This window comes from Billgrantia ethanolica, assembly GCF_021404305.1.
GTDB classification, from domain to species: domain Bacteria; phylum Pseudomonadota; class Gammaproteobacteria; order Pseudomonadales; family Halomonadaceae; genus Halomonas; species Halomonas ethanolica.
The window spans coordinates 385,248-406,403 of record NZ_JABFTX010000003.1; the positions used below are offsets into that span (position 1 = coordinate 385,248).

The 21,156-nt window shown below is 65.2% G+C and carries 18 protein-coding genes and 1 pseudogene; 11 read left to right on the plus strand and 8 right to left on the minus strand.

Annotated features, from left to right (window positions below):
- Positions 1-909, plus strand: coding sequence for a LysR family transcriptional regulator (locus HOP53_RS14890; protein ID WP_010629806.1), 909 nt, complete (start codon positions 1-3; stop codon positions 907-909).
- Here HOP53_RS14890 and HOP53_RS14895 read toward each other — a convergent pair.
- On the minus strand, positions 904-1,485 hold the full coding sequence (locus HOP53_RS14895; RefSeq protein WP_234270760.1) for a TetR/AcrR family transcriptional regulator: 582 nt from the start codon (positions 1,483-1,485) through the stop codon (positions 904-906). The genes HOP53_RS14890 and HOP53_RS14895 overlap by 6 nt on opposite strands.
- Positions 1,486-1,613: 128 nt before the next feature.
- Here HOP53_RS14895 and HOP53_RS14900 point away from each other — a divergent pair, with 128 nt between their 5' ends.
- Together HOP53_RS14900 and HOP53_RS14905 are read left to right on the plus strand one after the other, a co-directional pair.
- On the plus strand, positions 1,614-2,642 hold the full coding sequence (locus HOP53_RS14900; RefSeq protein WP_234270761.1) for an NAD(P)-dependent oxidoreductase: 1,029 nt from the start codon (positions 1,614-1,616) through the stop codon (positions 2,640-2,642).
- Entirely contained in the window at positions 2,639-3,664 is a 1,026-nt protein-coding gene (locus tag HOP53_RS14905) for an NAD(P)-dependent oxidoreductase (protein ID WP_234270762.1), read from the plus strand. Before HOP53_RS14900 ends, HOP53_RS14905 begins: the two co-directional genes overlap by 4 nt.
- Here HOP53_RS14905 and HOP53_RS14910 read toward each other — a convergent pair.
- On the minus strand, positions 3,646-4,437 hold the full coding sequence (locus HOP53_RS14910) for a helix-turn-helix transcriptional regulator (RefSeq protein ID WP_234270763.1): 792 nt from the start codon (positions 4,435-4,437) through the stop codon (positions 3,646-3,648). The genes HOP53_RS14905 and HOP53_RS14910 overlap by 19 nt on opposite strands.
- Before the next feature lie 108 nt (positions 4,438-4,545).
- Between HOP53_RS14910 and HOP53_RS14915 the strand changes: the two genes are divergently transcribed.
- Complete coding sequence (locus tag HOP53_RS14915; protein WP_234270764.1) at positions 4,546-6,135, plus strand: MFS transporter; 1,590 nt, start codon at positions 4,546-4,548, stop codon at positions 6,133-6,135.
- Here the strand turns inward: HOP53_RS14915 and HOP53_RS14920 are convergent.
- Positions 6,128-6,502 carry a TetR family transcriptional regulator C-terminal domain-containing protein gene (locus HOP53_RS14920; RefSeq protein ID WP_234270765.1) on the minus strand — a complete coding sequence of 125 codons (375 nt, stop codon included), beginning with the start codon at positions 6,500-6,502 and terminating at the stop codon, positions 6,128-6,130. The two genes, HOP53_RS14915 and HOP53_RS14920, sit on opposite strands and share 8 nt — an antisense overlap.
- On the opposite strand from HOP53_RS14920, the pseudogene HOP53_RS14925 reads away from it, so the two are divergent.
- Positions 6,439-6,675: pseudogene (locus tag HOP53_RS14925) on the plus strand (hypothetical protein); the annotation flags it as partial. The gene HOP53_RS14920 and the pseudogene HOP53_RS14925 sit on opposite strands and share 64 nt — an antisense overlap.
- Positions 6,676-6,827: 152 nt before the next feature.
- Here HOP53_RS14925 and HOP53_RS14930 read toward each other — a convergent pair.
- Both HOP53_RS14930 and HOP53_RS14935 read right to left on the minus strand, forming a co-directional pair.
- Entirely contained in the window at positions 6,828-7,781 is a 954-nt protein-coding gene (locus HOP53_RS14930; RefSeq protein ID WP_234270766.1) for an OmpA family protein, read from the minus strand.
- Between the two features lie 84 nt (positions 7,782-7,865).
- Positions 7,866-8,561, minus strand: a complete 696-nt coding sequence (locus HOP53_RS14935) for an FMN-dependent NADH-azoreductase (RefSeq protein ID WP_234270767.1) — start codon at positions 8,559-8,561, stop codon at positions 7,866-7,868.
- Positions 8,562-8,707: 146 nt separating this feature from the next.
- On the opposite strand from HOP53_RS14935, the gene HOP53_RS14940 reads away from it, so the two are divergent.
- Entirely contained in the window at positions 8,708-9,637 is a 930-nt protein-coding gene (locus tag HOP53_RS14940) for a LysR substrate-binding domain-containing protein (protein WP_234270768.1), read from the plus strand.
- 79 nt (positions 9,638-9,716) lie between these two features.
- Here HOP53_RS14940 and trpA read toward each other — a convergent pair whose 3' ends face one another.
- Both trpA and trpB read right to left on the minus strand, forming a co-directional pair.
- The gene (trpA, locus tag HOP53_RS14945; protein WP_234270769.1) at positions 9,717-10,538 is read right to left on the minus strand and encodes a tryptophan synthase subunit alpha; all 822 of its coding nucleotides are present in this window, start codon (positions 10,536-10,538) and stop codon (positions 9,717-9,719) included.
- Positions 10,539-10,558: 20 nt separating this feature from the next.
- Positions 10,559-11,764 (minus strand): tryptophan synthase subunit beta, encoded by a 1,206-nt coding sequence (gene trpB, locus HOP53_RS14950; RefSeq protein WP_234270770.1) that lies wholly within the window; start codon positions 11,762-11,764, stop codon positions 10,559-10,561.
- Positions 11,765-11,868: 104 nt separating this feature from the next.
- Between trpB and HOP53_RS14955 the strand changes: the two genes are divergently transcribed.
- Together HOP53_RS14955 and HOP53_RS14960 are read left to right on the plus strand one after the other, a co-directional pair.
- Complete coding sequence (locus HOP53_RS14955) at positions 11,869-12,777, plus strand: LysR family transcriptional regulator (RefSeq protein ID WP_234270771.1); 909 nt, start codon at positions 11,869-11,871, stop codon at positions 12,775-12,777.
- Positions 12,778-12,852: 75 nt separating this feature from the next.
- Positions 12,853-17,190, plus strand: coding sequence for a DEAD/DEAH box helicase (locus HOP53_RS14960; protein WP_234270772.1), 4,338 nt, complete (start codon positions 12,853-12,855; stop codon positions 17,188-17,190).
- Positions 17,191-17,193: 3 nt separating this feature from the next.
- On the opposite strand, the gene HOP53_RS14965 is transcribed toward HOP53_RS14960, so the two are convergent.
- Positions 17,194-17,352 (minus strand): hypothetical protein, encoded by a 159-nt coding sequence (locus HOP53_RS14965; RefSeq protein WP_234270773.1) that lies wholly within the window; start codon positions 17,350-17,352, stop codon positions 17,194-17,196.
- Between the two features lie 580 nt (positions 17,353-17,932).
- On the opposite strand from HOP53_RS14965, the gene HOP53_RS14970 reads away from it, so the two are divergent.
- From HOP53_RS14970 to HOP53_RS14980, 3 genes are all read left to right on the plus strand, one after another.
- On the plus strand, positions 17,933-19,042 hold the full coding sequence (locus HOP53_RS14970; RefSeq protein ID WP_234270774.1) for a TRAP transporter substrate-binding protein: 1,110 nt from the start codon (positions 17,933-17,935) through the stop codon (positions 19,040-19,042).
- A gap of 124 nt (positions 19,043-19,166) precedes the next feature.
- Complete coding sequence (locus HOP53_RS14975; RefSeq protein ID WP_234270775.1) at positions 19,167-19,691, plus strand: TRAP transporter small permease subunit; 525 nt, start codon at positions 19,167-19,169, stop codon at positions 19,689-19,691.
- 3 nt (positions 19,692-19,694) lie between these two features.
- A complete protein-coding gene (locus tag HOP53_RS14980; RefSeq protein WP_234270776.1) occupies positions 19,695-21,020 on the plus strand; it encodes a TRAP transporter large permease in 1,326 nt (441 codons plus the stop codon).
- Positions 21,021-21,156: the final 136 nt, after the last annotated feature.

The following is a 21,156-nucleotide window of genomic DNA, read 5'->3' on the forward strand; positions in this document are numbered from 1 at the left end:
ATGACACATCGCCTGGAATTCCTTGATCTTCAAGCCTTTATATTGGTTGCAGAGCTGGGTTCATTCCATGAGGCTGCGCAGCGTCTGCATTTGTCTCAGCCGGCGTTATCGCGACGCATTCAGAAGCTCGAGGAGCTTTTGGAAGTCGAACTGCTCGAACGCACCACCCGCAGGACACACCTGACGCCGATTGGAGCGGATTTTCTGCCGCGCGCCAGGCGTATGATCGAGGAATATGAGTCGTCGATTCTGAACATGCGAGAACTGGCGACGCACCAGAAGGGCACGGTCACGATCGCCTGCCTACCCACCGCCGCTTTTTACTTCCTGCCAAGCGTAATTCGCGGCTTTAGCGAGGCTTGGCCGGGTATTCGCATTCGCATTCTCGACGTCAGTGCCAACGAGGGGCTGCAGCGGGTCATCAACGGCGAGGCCGACTTCGGCATCAACATGTTCAGTGCACAGAGCGCGGAGGTTTCCTTCACACCGCTATTACGTGATCCCTTCGTTCTGGCCCTGAGATCCGACCATCCGCTGGCGGCCAAGAAGAGTATTCAATGGGCGGATCTCGAGCAGGTCAGATTGATTACCGTCAGTCGCGACAGTGGAAATCGTACCCTGCTGGACAATGCACTTTCAGCCGAAGGCATTCGGCTGAACAGCTTCTACGAGGTTCAGCACCTCTCCACCTCACTTGGCCTGGTCGAGTCCGGGCTGGGCGTGGCGATTCTGCCCAAGATGACAATGCCCGGCCCGGACCATGACACGCTCTGTTCGCGTGAACTTCCCGAACCCCGCATCCAGCGAACCATCGGTCTGGTCAGAAGCAGTTCCCACAGTATTTCCAGCACGGCTCAGTTGTTCATCGACATGCTTCTCGAGCACTGGGGGAATTCCACGGACTCATGATTTCAACCAGCACACAATGAGCGAGGCGAGGCAGCTGGCGGCTGTCGCCATGTCGGTGTGGCCGCGGATCATCTCCTTCGATATCGCTTCGCCTGCGCCGATGATGCCGATGCAGCGCATTCGCAGCGTCCCTTCGTCAAGGTTGCAGTAAGGGCGTAGTGCTTCCTGGTAGAGATCTACATAGTGATCGAGCAGTTCTTGCTGCACCGCTTCCATTTCTTCGGCGCCCTGTAGAGCAGCCGATAGGGCATGCCATTCCGGACCGACATCGGTATAGCACTCCATGTAGGCTCGTCCCACGACCTGGGCGATGCTCTCCAGGTGGCGTGGCGCCTTGTCGAGCGCAGCGAGAAAAGCCGCCTCCTTGGCATGATCGAGCTGTCGGTACATGACGATGAGCAGGCCGGCTCGTGTGCCGAAGTGCTCATAGGCAATGGGCTTGCTGACGCCGGCACATTCGGCCAGATAACCCAGGGTGAGAGCATCGGTGCCTTCCTTCTGCACGATGTCGAAGGCTGTCTCCAGCAGTTGCTCGCGGCGTTCGGCCTTCGTCAGTCTTCTTGCCTGTCTGGTCATGTCTAACTTCCCACTTCTCTCGAGTATCCCGCTTCCATGACGTCGCACGCCGTCCTTGACGAGGATAACCTACCTTTCGTAACCTACAAAAGGTAAGTTACTAATCGTAGGCTTTAGAGGGCACTGTCATGTCTCGACGAATTGAGGATCCGGTTCTGCTCATTGGTGGCTCCGGCGTGGTGGGAGAGAAAGCCGCCAGAACACTACGGCGCTTGTATCCAGAGTTGCCGCTTGCCATTGGTGGGCGTGACATGGCCAAGGCGGCTGCCCTAGCCCAGGCGTTGGGGAAGGCCGAGGCGACAAGAGTCGAGCTTGGAAAGGCAGGGCTGGGGTTGGCGGAAAGCCAGAGCTTCAGTGCCGTGGTCACGTTCCTGAAGGACGATACCCTGAGCTCCTGGCGTTATGCCCAGCAGCAGGGAGTGCCACATCTGGGAATTTCGACCGCGGCGTTTGAGATAGCTCCGGAGGTTGCGCTTCACATCAATGCTCCCAAGCGCTCGGCCATCCTCATGATGAGCAACTGGCTGGCTGGGAGTGCGACGTTTCCGCTGATGCATCTGGCACGAGACTTCGCCACGGTTCGGTCCATTCGGATTGCCGCGGTGCTCGATGAGCAGGACATGGGCGGGCCGGCGGCTCATGCCGATTACGTACGCCAGACCGGTGCCGTCACGAGTGCGATGATGCGCGAGTCGGGTAAGTGGCTATGGGTGCAAGGGGAGAGGGCACAACGTACGTTCACCATGCTGGATGGAACGCCCGTGACAGGAGCCGCCTTTGGCAATCTCGACCTGCTCAGCATGATGGGAGCCACCGACGCAGAGTCGATCCGTTTCGACTTTGCTCTCGGTGAAACCTCCAGCCGTCGCCGGGGTGAGCCATTTTCCACCGAGATCCTGCTTGAGGTCAGTGGACAGGGGCGGGACGGCAGCCCCCGCCATGTTCGGCAGGGCATCGTGCACCCCGCGGGTCAGGCGCCGCTGACGGCACTGGGCGTAGCGCTCGGCGTGGAGCGCCTGCTCGGTCTTGACGGTGCAACGCCGGTGGCGCCGGGGCTCTACCTGCCCGACAGCCTTCTCGATCCGGCTTATTTCGTGCAGCGCATGCAGGAGTTCGGAGCCCGCTTCCATGATCTCGAGCCGGAGGTTGGACCATGAACGCTTCAACCCTCGACCCCGTGCTGCTGATCGGTGGCGCCGGCCGTGTCGGATCACGAGCCGCCCGTTCGCTGCGCAGCATGCACCCTGAGCTGCCGATCGCCATCGCCGGGCGTGACCTCGGCAAGGCACGCCAGCTGGCCTCGGAGGTCGGGCATGCCTCGGCCGTTGCCGTCGACCTGGAGCGGGCCGACCTTGGGCTGGATGGGAGCGCCGCGTTCAGTGCCGTGGTCGTACTGTTGAAAGACGACTCGCTGAACGCGCTGCAATTCGCACAAGCGCATGGTGTGCCGTACGTGGCGATATCCGACTATGCCTTCGATATCGGCCCGGAGGTGGCACTGGCGATTGCACGACCCACGGCGGCTCCCGTGTTGCTGCTTGGCCATTTCCTTGGTGGCATCGCCGTGCTGGCGACCTTGCATGCCGTTCGCGATTTTCAACGAGTGGATAGCATTGAGATGGCCGCCATTTTCTCACCGGCCGACATGGGCGGGCCGACGGCCCAGGCGGATATGGCGCGTGTCGCGGGTATTGCGCCCCATCCGTTGATGCTTGTAGACAGCCGCTGGCTCTGGGCAGTAGGAGCGGAAGCCCAGCGTACCTTTATGGATATAGACGGTATGACTCGCCAGGGGCAGGCCTATCCGCTGCTGGATGTGGTCAGCTTGGCAGCAGCAACCGACGCCATGTCGGTTCGTATCGATGCGGCCATGTCCGAGGATGAGGCTGCGCCGCCGGGGCATCGTCTGATCATCGATGTCGCAGGGGTGGGGAAGTATGGCGAGTCGCAGCGTACCCGCTGGGTAATCGAGGATAGCGACTTTCACCAGGGCATGAGCGGCATGGGCCTGGCTTTGGCCATCGAACGCCTGCTGGGTCTGGATGGCGGCAAGCCGGTCGCCCCTGGGCTCTATCATCCCGAGACTCTCTTGCGGCCGGAAGAAGCAATAGAACGATTGAGGACCGCTGGCGTGTCAATTCGCGCCTGTCCGGTGCCCGATCAGTCGGCGGTGAAGTAAACCACCATCCTGAGATGTCGGTGCTCATCCACCAGCAGCGTGGTGTGTTCATACGTCTGCGTAACCGAGTCGGCATTGATGAGCGTGCCGATGCCGTAGCGATAGGCTTCGTGGTTGGGTTGCTCCCACCAGCGGCGAAAATCCGGCGACAGTTTGGCGAGCGCTTCGATCAGCTCCTGCATGGCCGGGTCCTCTGGGGCGGCGGCCAGGTCGCAGCGGAACTGGGCCAGCAGACGAGAGGCGTCCTGGCGCCAGTCGGGGAGGCGTCTGCGCAGCGCCGGGTCGGCGAACAGCAGGCGCATCATGTTGCGCTCGCCGGGCTCCCTGTCGCTGAAGCCGAGCAGGGCATCGGCCGCGGCGTTCCAGGCGATGACGTCCCAGCGCAGGTTCATCACGTAGGCGGGCCTGGGCATGTCGTCCATCAGCCTCTGTACGAGGGGAGGAATTTCCTGCCACTGGTAGGCTTCCACCGGCGGCGGGCGGCGGTGGGCAAGCAGGAACAGGTGGCAGCATTCGGCGTCGTCGAGCCTGAGCGCCTTGGAGACTTTCAGCACGAAGCTCTCCGAGACGTTGATATCGCGCCCCTGCTCGAACCAGGTGTACCAGGTCAGTCCTACCCCGGCGAGGGTGGCCACCTCCTCGCGTCGCAGCCCGGGCGTGCGCCTTCGCCCGGTGGAAGGCAGACCGACGTCGGCCGGCGTCAGCTTGCTGCGATGATGGATCAGGAACTCGGTGAGTTCGCTGCGGGTTCTGTCGAGGCTGCGTCCGGCCATGGCAGTGCTCCAGGCTGTTACCTGTAGTAATAGGATAACTGGCTATATTGTAACCCTATCAGGATGGGCCAAGACTACCATGCCAACCCTATGGAAAGGAGGCATGGCATGGTTTCCCTCGATGAAGTGTCCGGCTCGCGCATCTCCCGGCAGCGGGCGGGCATCAAGGAGTGGGCGGGCCTGGCGGTGTTGGCGCTGCCCACCGTGCTGCTCGGTCTCGACGTCACCATTCTCTATCTGGCCTTGCCCGCCCTGGCGGCGGATCTGCAGCCGAGCAGCACCCAGGCGCTGTGGATCATGGATGCCTACGGCTTCATGATTGCGGGCTTTTTGATCACCATGGGTACCCTGGGCGACCGTATTGGCCGTCGCCGGCTGCTGATGATCGGCGCCGTGGCCTTCGGCATCACGTCGGTGATCGCCGCCTACTCCACTAGTGCCGCCATGCTGATTGCCGCCCGTGCAGTGCTGGGGGTGGCCGGCGCGACGCTGATGCCGTCGACCCTGGCACTGATCAGCAACATGTTCGGCGACGTGCGCCAGCGCGCCCTGGCCATTGGCGTATGGGCGACCATGTTTGCCCTGGGCATGGCGCTGGGGCCGGTAGTCGGTGGGGTGTTGCTGGAGCGCTTCTGGTGGGGAGCGGCCTTTCTGGTGGCGGTGCCGGTGGTGATCGTGCTGCTGGTCGCGGCCCCGCTGTTGCTGCCGGAGTACCGTGCGAAACGCAGTGGTCGGCTGGATCTTGCAAGCGTGGCGCTTTCGCTGGCGGCCGTGCTGCCGGTGGTCTATGGGGTCAAGGAGCTCGCCAAGTTGGGGCTTGAACCGGTTCCCGTGCTTGCCCTGGCGCTAGGCGGCTTGATGGCGCTGGTCTTCGTGCGTCGTCAGCAGCGCCTGGACGACCCGCTGCTCGACATGCGGCTGTTCGGCAGCCGTACCTTCAGCGCCGCGCTGATCGTGCTGCTGGTGGGGCTGGTCGGCGTTTCCGGCGTGATGCTGCTGGTGACCCAATACCTGCAGCTGGTGGCCGGGCTCACGCCGCTGGCGGCGGGGCTGTGGATGGGGCCGCCGGCGCTGATGATGGTGCTGGCGGGCATCATGGCGCCGCTGATTGCCCGACGCATTCGTCCCGGCTACGTGGTAGGCGCCGCCCTGGCGCTCTCGACGCTGGGCTATTGGCTGCTGGCCGCCGTCGAAGTGAACGCCAACGGGGTGGGCATGGCGATTGCCGGGTTCTCGCTGGTCTATCTCGGCCTTGGCACCATCGCCGCTCTGGGCACCGACCTGGTGGTGGGCGCGGCGCCGGCGGAGAAGGCCGGCTCGGCCTCGGCCATGTCGGAGATGGTGCAGGAGCTTGGCGTTGCGTTGGGCGTTGCGCTGTTGGGTAGCCTGGCCACCTTCGTCTACCGTGCCCAGGTCAGCGCGACGATGGCCGATGGCGAAATCGCCGAGGCGGCGGACGTCGTCGAGGAGAGCCTATGGGCTACCGTTTCGGCCGGCGAGAGCCTGCCCGCCGGCGTATTGCTGGAAGCCCAGCAGGCCTTTACCGCAGGGCTGAACGTGACCGCAACGGTGGGCGGTATCGCCATCCTGGCGCTGGCGGTGGTTTCCATCGTCAGCCTGCGCCATGTCGGGGCGATAGGTGGAGAGGCCCAGGAGGCCTCAGGAGAGAAGGGCGAGCCCTGCTCACCGGTTAGCTAGTCAGTGCGCTCCAGCTCGCCATGGCGCAGCCGGCAATGCTCAGCAGGGTTTCGCGCGAGGCGCCGTCGCGGGCTTGGATCGACATGCCGTGCTGCAGGGTGACGAAGTAGCTGGCCAGGGCGCGACAATCCGTCGAGGCGGGTAGCTCGCCCTCCTCGACGGCACGCTTCAGGCGGCGTTCCAACAGGCAGCCGTTCTCCTGGCGGTGGGCCTTCAAGGCATCGCAGACCTGGGCGTTGGCACCCTGCATCTGCGGGGCAGCAAGCACGATCATGCAGCCGCGAGGCGTATCGCCGCGGGTGAATGCCTCGGCCGTGGCATGCAGCACTTGGGCGATGGCGGCGCGCGCCGTCGGCGCCGTCTCCACTTGTTCCCAGATACCGCTGCCTTCCGTCTGGACGTAGGATTGAAGAAACCACCTTGGAGGAGCTGGATCGCACCATCGCGATCAACTTGCGCGCGCCGGTGGTGGCGTCAATGGCAGCAGTGGGGCATATGCCGGAGGGTGGGCGCATCATTACCATAGGCAGCAACCTTGCCGTTCGGGTGCCCTGGTCAGGCATCAGCCTGTATGCCATGAGCAAGGCGGGCCTGGTTGGCCGGCCCGGAGGGTCGTTCGATCACCTGGGCGGAGTTCACCATCGACGGCGGTGCCAATATCTAGCGGAGTGGGCCAAGGCGTCGACGGCTTGTCACTGCAGTACCAGCTCGACCCTGCGATTCTGCGCGCGTCCGGCTTCGTTGGCGTTGCTGGCGATGGGGGCGAGCGAGGCCACGCCGCGTGCGTCCAGCCGGGCGGCGTCGATGCCGTCGAGAGCGCCCAGGGCTTCGACGACGGCATTGGCGCGCCGCTGCGAGAGCTCGAGGTTGTAGTCGAGGCTGCCCTGGTTGTCGGTGTGGCCGACGATGTAGACGCTGAGCTCGGGGGCGTTGCGCAGGAGCTCGGCCATTTGCTCGAGGGCATCGGCCGACTCCGTCTCGATGGTGGCGCTGTCGGTGGCGAAGAAGATGCCGTCGACGATCACGCTGCCATCGGCATCGAGGGCCGCCTGCAGGGCGCCGGCATCCTTGACGCTGACCTGGCCGAGCTGCAGTGGCTCGCTCTCGACCACCAACTGGCGGACCAGAGTCCGATCGTTTGATCGATCTTCCATGATGTAGAGGAAGACATGGGCCGTGCCTTGCTCGTCGTCGCGCATGGCCAGCAGCGCTCGGGAGTTGTCATTGAAGGCGGCGCGATCGAAGGCTGATGGGAAGACCACACCTTCATTGATCACGTAGCGACTGAACCCCCGCCCGCACTGGCTAGGTCCGGCACACTGGAAGAGGATGTCGAAGTTCCCCTCGGCCAGGGTGGCTTCATAGTTTCGGGCGACTTCGAGAGCAGTATGCTCGACGGGCAGCCGATAGCCGATGCGGGTCACGCGGCCTTCGAGCTCGAGTTGGTTGTCGACTGCCCTGGCATCGGCGATCGGGCCGCCGGGCAGCGTCGCGGCATCGTAGTCGGAGGCCTGGTAGGCGCTGATGGTGGCACTGCCGAAGCGGCCGAGCAGCGGGTGGTCGGCGGAGCCTTCGATATCAGCCATGGTGGACATCGAACAGGCAAGCAGCAGTACGGCGAGAGCGGTCAGTCGTTTCAGTTCCATCTGACGATTCCTGATTGTCGTTATTGTTGCGTAGAAGGCCCAAGGTGTTTTGTTATCGCCGTATCCGCTGCCCATGTCCAGTGCTTAGGCGCCGACCAGATCCTCCTCGAGATTCTTGGCCAATGCCGCAACCAGGGCATCGATATCCTGCTCGGCCTGGGCCAGCGAGGCCTGCAGGCGCTCGCCGCCGAACTCGTCGTACTCCGCCGCGATACCGTGCACGTCGTCGATGCCCAGGTAGCCGAACACGGTGCGAATGTGCGGCTCGACGTGGTTGGCGTGGGCCATGCGCTCGCCCGGTTCGTAGCCGTAATCGCCGCGGGAGCTCAGCACCACCAGGCGCTTGCGCATCTCGGTCAGCATCGGCCAGTAGGGCAGCCCCTGGCGCGAGCGGTCGAAGCCGAAGGTACGCCCGACCCGCACGATATTGTCGATATAGGCCTTGAAGCCGGCCGGGACGCCGAAGTTGTACATCGGCACGCCGGCCACGATCAGGTCCGCCTCCAGCAGTTCGTCGACCAGGGCATCGCTCTCGGCCAGGGCGTCGTGCATCCAGGGCTCACGCGCCTCCGGCTTGGTGAAGGCGGCGTGGATCCACTCGCCGGTCACTGGCTGGGGAGGATGCTGACCCACGTCGCGATAGAGGATGCGGTCGCCGGCGCGGGCTTTCTTCCATTGCGCGACGAAGCGCGCGCTGAGGCGGCGGGAGTGGGAGCCATGCGGGTCGATACCGGAACGGCCGGAGCGGGCGCTGGCGTCGAGGTGAAGTAGCGTGATCATGAGCGTCTCCTGACAAGAAAAATTCAACTCGCGTGATGCGTGAAACACAGGATCGGTTCATGATGCAAGGCTGACAAACGATGATTTCTTGAGGGATGGAATAGCTGAGCTTGTCCACAGGCTGGGCTTTCGATAAGGAGATGTCGGTGAACCGACGCACGCTGCCGCTATCCCAATTGCGCGCCTTCGAAGCGGCGGCGCGCCATTGCAGTTTCAAACGGGCCGCCGAGGAGCTGGCCGTCACGCCAGCGGCGGTCAGCCACCAGGTACGTGAGCTGGAAGCGCTGCTGGGCGTGGCGCTGTTCGAGCGCCGTGTACGCCAGGTGGCGCCGACCCCGGCCGCCATGCAACTTCTTCCCGTGCTGCAGCGCGGCTTCGATGCCTTCGGCGAAGCGCTGGAGGCGCTGCGGGAGCAGGGCGATGGCGGTAGCGTAACGCTCTCCTGCACGCCGGCCTTTGCCAGCCAGTGGCTGTTGCCGCGCCTGGCTGACTTCCATGCGCGGTGCCCCGATACCGATCTGCGCATTCATGCCAGCGAGGCGCCGCTGGATCTGTCACGCAGTGCGTCGCTGGCGATTCGCTATGGCATGGGGCCTTACCCGGAGCTCGAGGCCGAGGTGCTGGCCGAGGATGCCTTTGCCCTGGTAGCCAGCCCACAGCTGGCACTGGCAGGGTATGAGGATCTGAAGACGGTACGCCACATCGTCTTCGACTGGCACTGCTCCAGCTTGGGCCTGCCCTCTTGGCAGCACTGGTGCCAGGCGGCGGGTCTGGCCCCGGCCGACCTCGGCGCAAGCTTGAGTTTCTCGGACGAGAGCCATGCCATCCAGGCCGCCATTGCCGCTCAGGGAGTGGCCCTGCTGAGCCTTACGCTGGTGAAGGCGGAACTCGAGCGCGGCGTGCTTCAGGTGCCCTTCGGGCCGAGGCTGCCGGGGCTGCGTTATCAACTGGTTCGGCATCGGCGGTTTGCCGGGCATGCGGCGCTGGAGCAGGTTGCGGCGTGGCTGCGCGAGGAATTTGCCCGAGACTTCGGCGGGGGGAGCGCCGCCATACTGGACAGGCCTGCCCACCATTGATGATGTCAGGTCGGGGCAGGACTTTTCCGGTTGGATGCAGCAGGAGCCGCGCCATGTCGCTTGGTCTTCCAGAATCGCTCTAGGTGTTGGCCGCCCGGCGGACGCCTTCGGCCAGTTCACGCACCAAGCCATGAACCGCCTCGATGGCACCAGGTCGAGTCTCAGCGCTTTCGATGGCCTCTACCAGCGCCGAGCCGACCACCACGGCGTCACTGAATCGGCCAATCGCTGCGGCCTGTACCGCATTGCGAATGCCGAAACCGACCGCAATCGGCAGGTGGCTGTGCTCGCGCAGCCGACCCACCATGCCTTCGACATCGCGGAAATCCGGAGCACGGTCACCCGTGATGCCATTTACCGAGACGCAATAGAGGAAGCCCGAGGCATTATCCAGCACCCGGGGCAGCCGCTTGGCGTCGGTGGTCGGGGTGGCGAGGCGGATGAAGGCAATGCCGTGCTCCCTGGAGGGCAGGCACAGCTCGACATCATGCTCGGGCGGCAGGTCGACCACGATCAAGCCATCGACACCGGCGCGGGCCGCATCGGCCAGGAATCGCGCCACGCCGTAGCGGTGGATGGGATTGTAATAGCCCATTAGCACCAGTGGCGTTTGCGAATCCTGTTGGCGGAAGGCGTGCACCAACTCGAGCGTCCGGGTCATGGTTTGTCCGCTCCCGAGGGCGCGTAGCGCTGCCTTCTGGATCGTGGGGCCGTCGGCCATGGGATCGCTGAACGGCATGCCGATCTCGATCACGTCGGCGCCTGCCGCGGGCAGCCCCTGGAGGATTTTCAGCGAGGTCTCGAAGTCAGGGTCGCCGGCAGTGACGTAGGTTACCAGGGCCGGCCTTTGTTCCGCCTTGAGCGCGGCAAAGCATTCATCGAGGCGAGTCGCGGCGTTCATGGGGTTTTCCTTGGCACCGTTCATTGGACGTTCTCTCCCAAGTGTTGGGCGACGCTCATCATGTCCTTGTCGCCGCGCCCGCTCAGGTTGACCACCATGAGGTGGTCGCGGGGCAGCGACGGCGCACGCTTGGCGACCTCGGCCAGGGCGTGGGCCGATTCGAGCGCGGGAATGATCCCTTCCAGACGGCAGCAACACTGGAACGCCGCGAGCGCTTCGTCGTCGGTGATCGAGACGTACTCGACACGTCCGCGTTCATGCAGCCAGGCATGCTCGGGGCCGATGCCGGGATAATCGAGCCCGGCCGATATCGAGTGAGCATCGGTGATCTGGCCATCTTCATCCTGCAGCAGGTAGGTGCGGTTGCCGTGCAGTACGCCGGGCTCGCCGCCGGTGAGGCTCGCCGCGTGCATACCGGTGTCGACGCCCTTGCCGCCGGCCTCGACGCCGATCATCTGGACCGTTTCATCAGCAATGAAGGGATGGAACAGTCCCATGGCGTTGGAGCCGCCACCGATGCAGGCGACGAGAGAGTCGGGTAGACGTCCTTCCTTCTCGAGAATCTGGGCGCGAGTCTCGCGTCCGATCACCGCCTGGAAGTCACGCACCATGGCGGGGTAGGGGTGCGGCCCGGCCACGGTGCCGATGATGTAGAAGGTGTCGTCGACGTTGGTCACCCAGTCGCGCAGCGCCTCGTTCATCGCATCCTTGAGCGTGCCGGTACCCGTCGTCACCGGAATGACCTCGGCGCCGAGTAGTTTCATGCGAAACACGTTGGGCTGCTGGCGTTCGATGTCGGCCGAGCCCATGTAGACGACACAGGGCATGCCGAAGCGTGCCGCGACGGTGGCAGTGGCGACGCCATGCATGCCGGCGCCCGTTTCGGCGATGATGCGGGTCTTGCCCATCCGCTTGGCGAGCAGGATCTGGCCGATGCAATTGTTGATCTTGTGAGCTCCAGTGTGGTTGAGCTCCTCGCGCTTGAGATAGATCCTGGCGCCGCCAAAGTGCTCGGTAAGACGCTCGGCAAAGTAGAGCGGGCTGGGCCGGCCAACGTAATCGCGCTGGAAGTAGGCGAGCTGGCGCTGGAATTCGGTGTCCTGCCGGGCCGCATCGTACTCGCTCTGAAGCTCGCTAATCAGCGGCATCAACGTCTCGGGGACGAAGCGTCCGCCGAAGCGGCCAAACATGCCATGGGCATCGGGCTGCATCGAAAGGTCGGTCATGGGGTGCCTCGAAGGGTCAGGGAGCTTTCGATGAAGCTAACGCAGACAGGCGTGGCGAAAAATCGATAAGATGGCAGCAATATGTGAGTCAGGATCACAGGTCGATGCTCAATTCCATGCCTTCTCTCAGCGCACTGCGCGCTTTCGAGGCCACCGCGCGGTTGGGTAGCGTCACGGCCGCGGCGAATGAACTCAGCGTGACTCACGGCGCGGTCAGCCGTCAGCTGCGGAGCCTGGAAGAGCATTTCGGCGTGGCGCTGTTCACCAAGGCGGGGCGCGGCCTGCAGCTCACGAGTCACGGGGAGCGGCTGCAGCACGGCGTTGGCGAGGCATTCCTGCGCCTGCGAGACAGCTGCGCGCAGTTGAAGCGTGACGTCGAGGCGGCGCCGTTCATCCTGGCCTGTCCGGGTAGCCTGCTGGCACGCTGGCTCATTCCGCGGCTCGACCGTCTTCATCGTGCGTTGCCGGAACTCAAGCTGCATGTCGTCGCCAGCGAGAGCGAAGCTACCCCGGGGAGGGACGAGGTCAGCGCAACGCTGACGTTCGCGGAGCCGCCATGGCCGGCCGACCTGGAGGTGATCGAGTTGGCCGCGGAACACATCGGCGCGGTGGTGAGCCCGCCGCTGGCCGCTCGGTTCGATCCCGAGCGGCCGGCGACGCTGTTTGACGCCAAACTGCTGCATACCTCCTCGCGCCCTCAGGCCTGGCCGCACTGGGCGCGTGCACATGGGCTCGATTCGGCGCGTCTCGACCGGGCGCTGGCCGAGGGCCAGGGCTTCGATCATCTCTATTATCTGATCGAGGCGGCAGTAGCCGGATTGGGGGTGGCGATAGCGCCTCGGCTGCTGGTCGAGGACGAGCTGCGTCAGGGACGGCTGATCGCACCGTGGGGCTTCGTCGAGACGTCCGCCCGGCTGTGTCTGTGGCTTTCACCCACGGACAATCGACGCTGTAGCGCTCGGCTCATCGAATGGCTCGAGCGTGAGCTGAACGACATGCTCTCATCGCGGTAACCGGAGACTGCCCGGGAACATCGCATATCTCCCCGCACTCGATTACGTTGTAGAAAAGCGATTTCCGGAGCGCCCATGCCGCTCGACGTCTTCCATCCCGCCGTCAGCCAGTGGTTCGAACGCGACCTCGGTGCGCCCACCGAGGTTCAGGCGCGCGCCTGGCCGGCCATCGGCGCAGGCGGCCATGTGCTGATCGCCGCCCCCACCGGCTCGGGCAAGACCTTGGCGGCCTTTCTCGCCGCCATCGATGGCCTGGTGCGCCGCGGGCTCGACAGTGAGTTGCCTGACGAAACCGTGGTGCTCTACGTCTCGCCGCTGCGCGCGCTGTCCAACGACATTCAGCGCAACCTGCAGGCGCCGATTCGCGGCATCGCCGAGGGGCTTGAGGCAGACGGCCGGGAGGCGCCGGAGATACGCGCCTGGGTGCGCACCGGCGACACCACCTCGTCGGAGCGCGAGCGCATGCGCAAGCGTCCGCCGCATATCGTGGTCACCACGCCGGAGTCGCTCTACGTGCTGCTGACGTCCGACTCGGGGCGGCGGATGCTCTCCAGCGTGCGCACGGTGATCGTCGACGAGATTCATGCGGTGGCCGGCACCAAGCGCGGCTCGCACCTGGCGCTGTCGCTGGAGCGGCTGGCCGGGCTCACCGCGCGCCCGCCGCAGCGCATCGGGCTCTCGGCCACACAGAAACCGGTGGAGGCGGTGGCGGCGTTCCTCACCGGCGGCAGTGAGTGCACCATCGTCGACACCGGCCACGTGCGCCGGCGCGACCTGGCCATTGAAGTGGCCGGCTCGCCGCTCACCGCGGTGATGGCCAACGAGGTGTGGGAAGAGGTCTACGACCGCCTGGCAGCGCTGGTGAGAGAACACCGCACCACGCTGATCTTCGCCAACACCCGGCGGGTCTGTGAGCGGGTGGCGCGCCACCTGGCCGACCGCCTGGGGGATGAGTGGGTGACCTCGCATCACGGCAGCCTGGCCCGCGAGCACCGCCTGGACGCCGAGCAGCGCTTGAAGCAGGGCGGGCTGCGTGCGCTGGTGGCCACCGCTTCGCTGGAGCTGGGCATCGACATCGGCGAAGTGGATCTGGTCTGCCAGCTCGGCTCGCCGCGCTCGATGTCGGCCTTCCTGCAGCGGGTGGGGCGCTCCGGCCATGGCGTGGGGCGTACCCCCAAGGGGCGGCTGTTCCCGCTGACCCGCGACGACCTGGTTGAGTGCAGCGCGTTGATGGGCGCGGTGCAGGCCGGCGAGCTCGACCGGCTGCATATCCCCGAGGGGCCGCTCGACGTGCTGGCGCAGCAGATCGTCGCCGAGGTCGCCGGGGCGGGCGAAATCGAGGAGAGCGTACTGTTCGCACGCATCCGCGCCGCCTGGCCCTACCGTGCGCTGAGCGAGGAGCGTTTCGACGCGGTTGTGCAGATGCTCGCCGATGGCTACACCACCCGACGTGGGCGGCGCGGGGCTTACCTGCATCGCGACCGGGTCAACGGCCGTCTGCGCCCGCGGCGCAACGCGCGGCTCGTTGCCCTGACCAACGGCGGGGCGATTCCCGACCACTTCGACTACGACGTGATTCTGCAGCCCGAGGAGATCCGCGTCGGCACCGTCAACGAGGACTTCGCCTTCGAGAGCATGCCGGGCGACATCTTCCAACTCGGCAACCAGGCTTATCGCATCCTCAAGCTCGCCACCGGCAAGCTCTTCGTCGAGGACGCTCGCGGGGCACCGCCGAGCATCCCGTTCTGGTTCGGCGAGGCGCCGGCGCGTACGGAAGAGCTGTCACAAGCGGTGTCGCGGCTGCGCGAGGGGCTCGACCGGCAGCTGGCCGAGGGCGACGAGGCCGAAGCCCAAGCGTGGCTGGAAGCCGAGTACGGCCTGGCGCCGGCCGCCGCCGAGCAGTTGGTGCGCTACCTGGCCGTAGCGCGGGCGGCGCTGGGTGTGATTCCCAGCCAGTGCCACCTGGTGCTGGAGCGCTTCTTCGACGAGGCCGGCGACATGCACCTGGTATTGCACTCGCCGTTCGGCTCCAAGCTCAACCGCGCCTGGGGCCTGGCGCTGCGCAAGCGCTTCTGCCGCAAGTTCAACTTCGAGCTGCAGGCGGCGGCGCTGGAGGACAGCATCGTGCTGTCGCTGGGGCCGACTCACAGCTTCCCCCTCGACGAGGTGTGGGGCTATCTCAACGCCAAGACGGTGCGCGAGGTGCTGATCCAGGCGCTACTCGACGCGCCGATGTTCGGTCTGCGCTGGCGCTGGAACGCCTCGGTGGGGCTCGCCGTGCCGCGCACCCGCAATGGCCGACGGCGCCCGCCGCAGCTGCAGCGCCAGGACTCCGAGGACTTGCTCTCGGTGGTCTTTCCCGACCAGCTCGCCTGCGCCGAGAACCTGGCCGGGGCGCGGGAGCTGCCCGATCATCCGCTGGTCGACCAGACTCTGCACGACTGCCTGACCGAGGCAATGGACATCGACGGCCTCGAGCGCTTGCTGGCGCGTCTCGAAGCTGGCGAGATCGCCGTCAGCGGCCGCGACCTGGCGGCACCTTCGCCGCTCTCCGAGGAGGTGGTCAACGCGCGGCCCTACGCCTTCCTCGACGACGGCGCCCAGGAGGAGCGGCGCACCCTCAGCGTGCGCACCGGCGGCGCGCTCGACGTGGCCGAGGCCGCCGCCTCGGCGCGCTACGCCCCGGAGGTGATCGCCCGGGTACGCGAGGAGGCCTGGCCCGCCCCCCGTGATGCCGACGAGCTGCACGATGCGCTGGTCGTGAGCGGCTTCATCGCCGGGCGTGAAGCCGAAGAGGAGTGGCGGCCCTGGTTCGATGCACTCGCCCGGGACAGGCGTGCCGCGGTCGTTACGCCACCCGGCGGAGAGCCGCTGTGGACGGCAGCGGAGCGCCTCGGCGAGCTGCTGGCGCTCCACCCCGGGGCAGGCATCGAGCCGCCCATCGAGGCGGCGGGCGAGATGCCGGAAACCCCCGACGAGGCACTGACCGAGATGCTGCGTTCGCGCCTGGAGACGCTGGGGCCGGTCGCCGCGGCAAGTCTCTCTGTGCCGCTCGGCGTCTCGCTGGAGCGCGTCATGGCGGCGCTGGCGCGCCTCGAGGTCGAGGGCTTCGTGTTGCAAGGGGCTTTCCTCGGCGGCAGCCAGGTGGCCTGGTGCGAGCGGCGCCTGCTGGCGCGCCTGCATCGCTACGCCATCGACCGCCGACGCGCCGAGATCGAGCCGGTGAGCATCCAGCACTACCTGCGTTTCCTGCTCGACTGGCACGGCCTGACCGAGCGCCCGCAGGGGCCGGAGGCGCTGGCCGCGGCGGTGGAGCGGCTGGAGGGGTTTCCCGTGGCGGCGGGCGCCTGGGAGAGCGACGTGCTGCCGGCGCGGGTGGCCGACTTCTCGCCGCACATGCTCGACCAACTGCTCGCCAGCGGGCGTTTCATCTGGCTGCGCCTGCTGCCGCCCAGAATCGCCGAAGGCGACGAACGCCAGCGGCCCGGTCCGCTGCGCAACACGCCGATTGCCTTGATCGAACGCCTGGCGTTGAACGACTGGCGTCAGGCCGCGCCGGCTCCCGATGTCGAGGAGCTGCCGCTCTCCGGCGGGGCGCGCCGGGTGCTCGAAGCGCTGCAGGGCGGAGGGGCGATGTTCTTCGCCGACCTGCTCGGCCCCGCGCACATGCTGCGCACCCAGGTGGAGGAAGCGCTGGGCGAGCTGGCCTCATGGGGCCTGGTCACCTCCGACAGTTTCACCGGCCTGCGGGCGCTGATCGCCCCGGCCAGCAAGCGTCCGCCCATCGCTGCAGGCGGGCGTCGGCGCCGGCGGCATGCGCCGGGAGTGGACGCCGCCGGGCGCTGGTCGTGGCTGCCGGCGCCGGAGCGCGATTCGGCGCCGGAGAAGCGCCGAATCGCGACGGACATGGAAAGCCTGGAGCACATCGCCTGGGTGCTGCTGGAGCGTTACGGCGTGGTGTTTCGCCGGGTGATCGAGCGCGAGCCGGCACTGCCGCCCTGGCGTGAGCTGCTGTACGTCTACCGCCGGCTGGAAGCGCGCGGCGAGATTCGCGGCGGGCGCTTCGTGCAGCAGTTTGCCGGCGAGCAGTTTGCCCTGGCCGAGGCGGTGGGCGCGCTCAAGGCCATGCGCCGCCGGGAGCCGGACGGTACCCGCGTGGTGGTGGCTGCCGCCGACCCGCTCAATCTGGTGGGCATTCTCGCGCCCGGCACGCGGCTGCCGGCGGTGTCGGGCAATCGCCTGCTCTATCGCGACGGGGTGCCGGAGGCGGTGCTGCAGAACGGCGAGATCCATTTCCTCGAGACGCTGCCCACCGAGGCGAAGTGGCAGGTGCAGCAATTGCTGCGGCGAGGGCCAGGATATGAAAAACCCCCGACACCAGAAGTGCCGGGGGCTGCGATATCGATCCGCTGACGCTCAGTCGTGCCGCGAGCGTTGCCGGTGAGGAATGCGTTCATCCTCCTCGATACGCACTTCCTTGCGGATGGGGTGCCTCTGCTTCTCGCTCATGGTGTAGGCCAGAGCCGAAAGCGCCACTGCGGCCACGCTCACGGTCAGCATTTCGATGATACCCATGCGCATGTCCTCCTGCGGGTGAATGGGGCGACCCTCGGGACCTCACTGTCCCCACGAGAGGCGTGCCTGTGAATTGAGAGTGGCAGCTTTCTCGTCGGCCGACAAATGCTTTGACCCGAAGGGGTGGACTAAGTTTTAACGCTTCGCGAGAAAAAGCGGGTACGACGCCTCGCATGGGCTGGTATTAGCCGCCGGCCCGGCGCGCGGTCTCACCAACCCTCTCTCCATCGAGCTGCCGATGTCCTGCTGGCGAGGTGCCTGCCAGAGCTCACTGGATTGCCGTGCGGATCTGAGTCGCTATTGCTTTTTTATCGGAATTATTGAAATATATTTCCAGATATATACTTCTGGCTAATATTCAGTACGACTTTGCGTAATTCTACGGAGGCATTATCCGTATTTCTGACTAAGGGATGGCCGCAGGGTAAATTACGCAGCTCTCCGGATTTAATTTGATACCCACCGTTTTATTCTCCCCAAGTCAGTTTTCTGACCAGCTCGCGATTCAATCATTAAAACAAACGAGGGCATTGCTCGATGGCGCGCTACCTCATCGAGCACGCCGGGAGTCAATATAGCCATGAGCGTCAACAGGCGTAATTTCCTCAAGTATGGCGGTGCCGCCGCAGTGGGTACCGTGATGGCACCGAGCATCGTCAAGGCTCAGGAAACCTTCAACTGGCGCATGACCACCAGTTGGCCATCCGGTTTTCCGTTCTTCCAGTCTGGCCCCGGCTCCGCGACGGACTTCGCCAAGCGGGTCGAAGAGATGTCCGGCGGGCGCATCAAGATTCGTGTGTATGGTGCGGGTGAACTCATTCCCGCCTTCGACGGTTTCGATGCGGTATCGCGCGGGCAGCAGGTGCAGCTCAACCATGCCTGCTCCTACTACTGGGCCGGAGAGTCGTTCGCCGCACAATACTTTACCACCGTGCCGTTCGGCATGACCTTCCAGGGCTTCAATGCCTGGCTGGCCCACGGCGGCGGCTACGAGCTGTGGAAGGAAACCTACGAGCCCTACAACCTGATCCCGCTGGCGGTGGGCTGTACCGGTGCGCAGCCGGTGGGCTGGTTCCGCGAGCCGGTGACCAGCGTGGCGGACTTCCGTGGCCTGAACATCCGTATGCCGGGGCTGGCCGGCGACGTCTACAACGCCATCGGTGCCAACGCCCGCCTGTTGCCCGGCGGCGAGATCTTCTCGGCGCTGGAGCGCGGCGCCATCGATGCTGCGGAGTGGGTCGGTCCCTATCTCGACCGTGCCCTGGGCCTGCACAACGCGGCCAAGCACTACTACTCCTCGGGCTGGCACGAGCCCTCCACCACCACCGAGGTGATCGTCAACAAGGACGCCTACGACTCCTTGCCCAGCGATCTGCAGGCCGTGCTCCACAACGCCGCTGCCGCCTGCAACATCACTTCTCACACTTGGATCGAGGCCCAGAACGGCGATGCCCTGGACGATCTGGTCAACAACCACGGCGTGGCGTTCGAGACCCTTCCCGACGACGTCATCCGGGCGCTGTTCGAAGCCACCCGCGACATCCTGGCGACCGAAGCCGACAAGGACCCGCTGGTCAAGCGCATCAACGACAGCTTCTGGGCGTTCAAGAAGAAGCACGACGGCTGGCATGCCAACAGCGAGGCCGTCTTCGCCAACACCATCAGCCGCTACGGTCAGGGCATGATCTGACGTCGGCCGGGCGCTCGGCCGAGCGGCAGTCCGTAACGCAGAGCGCCCTCCTGCCAGACCCACCCGGGTCGCGCTTACCCCACCTTTGACGTCCGCTGGGCGCCCTTCCAGAGGGGGAGTTGAAATGCTGCGTCTGTGTACCTGGCTCGAGCGTGCGCTCGAGCGAATAACCGGCCTGGCCGGTTTCATCGGCTGTCTGGCCATGCTCATCATGATCGCGCTGATCTTCGGCAACATGCTGAGCCGCTATGCCTTCGGCCTGGGCGCGGTGTGGGCCCAGGAGCTGGAGTGGTACCTGCTGTCGGTCATGGCGATGATGGGCATCGCCTACGCCATGAAGTTCGACGACCACGTGCGCGTGGACATCCTGTCGAGCCGCTTCAGCCCGGTCGGCATGCTGTGGCTGAACCTCATCGCCGCGCTGCTGGTGGCGCTGCCCTGCGCGCTGCTGATCATCCATTACAGCCTGCCGTTCGCCGAAACCTCGTTCATTCGCGGCGAGCGCTCACCCAACTCTTCCGGTCTTCCCTGGCGCTGGATTCCCAAGGCCATGGTGGTGGTCGGCTTCGTCTTCGTGGCGACCGAGTCGCTGCGCCAGGCGCTCGAGAACGGTCGGCGCCTCGTCCAACACTACACTGGGAGAGCCTAAGCCATGCCCTTGGAATATTACGCGCTGGCCATGATCGTGGCTTTCTTCGTGCTGGTGATGACCGGCATTCCAGTCGGCTTCGTGGTGGCGTTCGTCGGCTTCGTGTTCGGCTTCATCGGCTTCGACGGCTGGCTGTTTGAGCTGCTGCCCTCGCGCATCTACGGCGTGGTGGCCAACTACACCCTGCTGGCCATTCCGCTGTTCGTATTCATGGGTGTGATGCTGGAGCGTTCGAAGATCGCCGAGCGCATGCTCGACGTGATCGGTCACCTGTGTGGTGGCCTGCCGGGCGGCATGGCCCTGGCGGTGATCATCGTCGGCGTGCTGCTGGGCGCAGCGACGGGTATCGTCGGGGCGGCTATCGTCACCCTGACGCTGATGGCGCTGCCAACCCTGGTGCGGCGCGGCTACAAGAAGACGGTGGCCTGCGGCACCATCTGTGCGGCGGGCACTCTGGGGCAGATCATCCCGCCCAGCCTGGTGCTGCTGGTACTGGCCGATATCATGAACCTCTCCGTCGGCAGCCTGTTCGCCGCGGCGCTGGTGCCCGGCCTGTTGCTGGCCGGCATGTATCTGGCCTATCTGCTGCTGCTGGCCTTCTTCTTCTCCGCCGACGTGCCCGCCATCGACGAGCAGGAGCGCGCCGCGATCAGCAAGCTGGAGCTGGGCAAGGACTTCGTCAAGGTGGTGGTGCCGCCGCTGCTGCTGATCTTCGCCGTGCTCGGCTCGATCATCGGCGGGGTGGCCGCGCCCACGGAGGCGGCGTCGGTAGGAGCCGTGGGGGCCTTGCTGCTGACGGCAGTGTCCGGCCGCCTGACCTTGGGGGTGCTCTCCGATACCGTGAAGACCTCGCTGCGTATCAGCTGCATGATCTTCTTCGTACTGATCGCCTCGCAGGTCTTCGCTCTGGCCTTCCGCGGGCTGGACGGGGAGTTCCTGATCGAGGCGATGTTCGAATGGGTGCCGGGCGGCATGTACGGCACGCTCATCTTCATGCTGCTGCTGATCTTCTTCCTGGGCTTCTTCCTCGAGTGGATCCAGATCTCCTACATTGCCGTGCCGCTGTTCCTGCCGTTCCTGGCAAGCCAGGGCGACATGTCGATGGTGTGGGTCGCGATCCTGATCGCCATGAACCTGCAGACCTCGTTCCTGACGCCGCCCTTCGGCTGGTCGCTGCTGTTCATGAAGGGCGTGGCACCGCCGGGAATCACCACGGGCGACATCTACAAGGGGGCCGTGCCTTTCGTGCTGATCCAGATCCTGGCACTGGCGCTGATCATCGTCTTCCCCGATGTGGTGCTGTGGTTGCCGCGAGTGGTAGGATGGTGAGTCGGGTTTTACTTTAAAACTCCCTGATAAAGGCTCTGTCGACTGCAATCGGCCAACTGCAATAAGACGGCTGTGATTAGCCAAAAGTCGACAGAGCCGAAAAGAATAATAATTAAGTAAAGGTAACGCGCCAGTG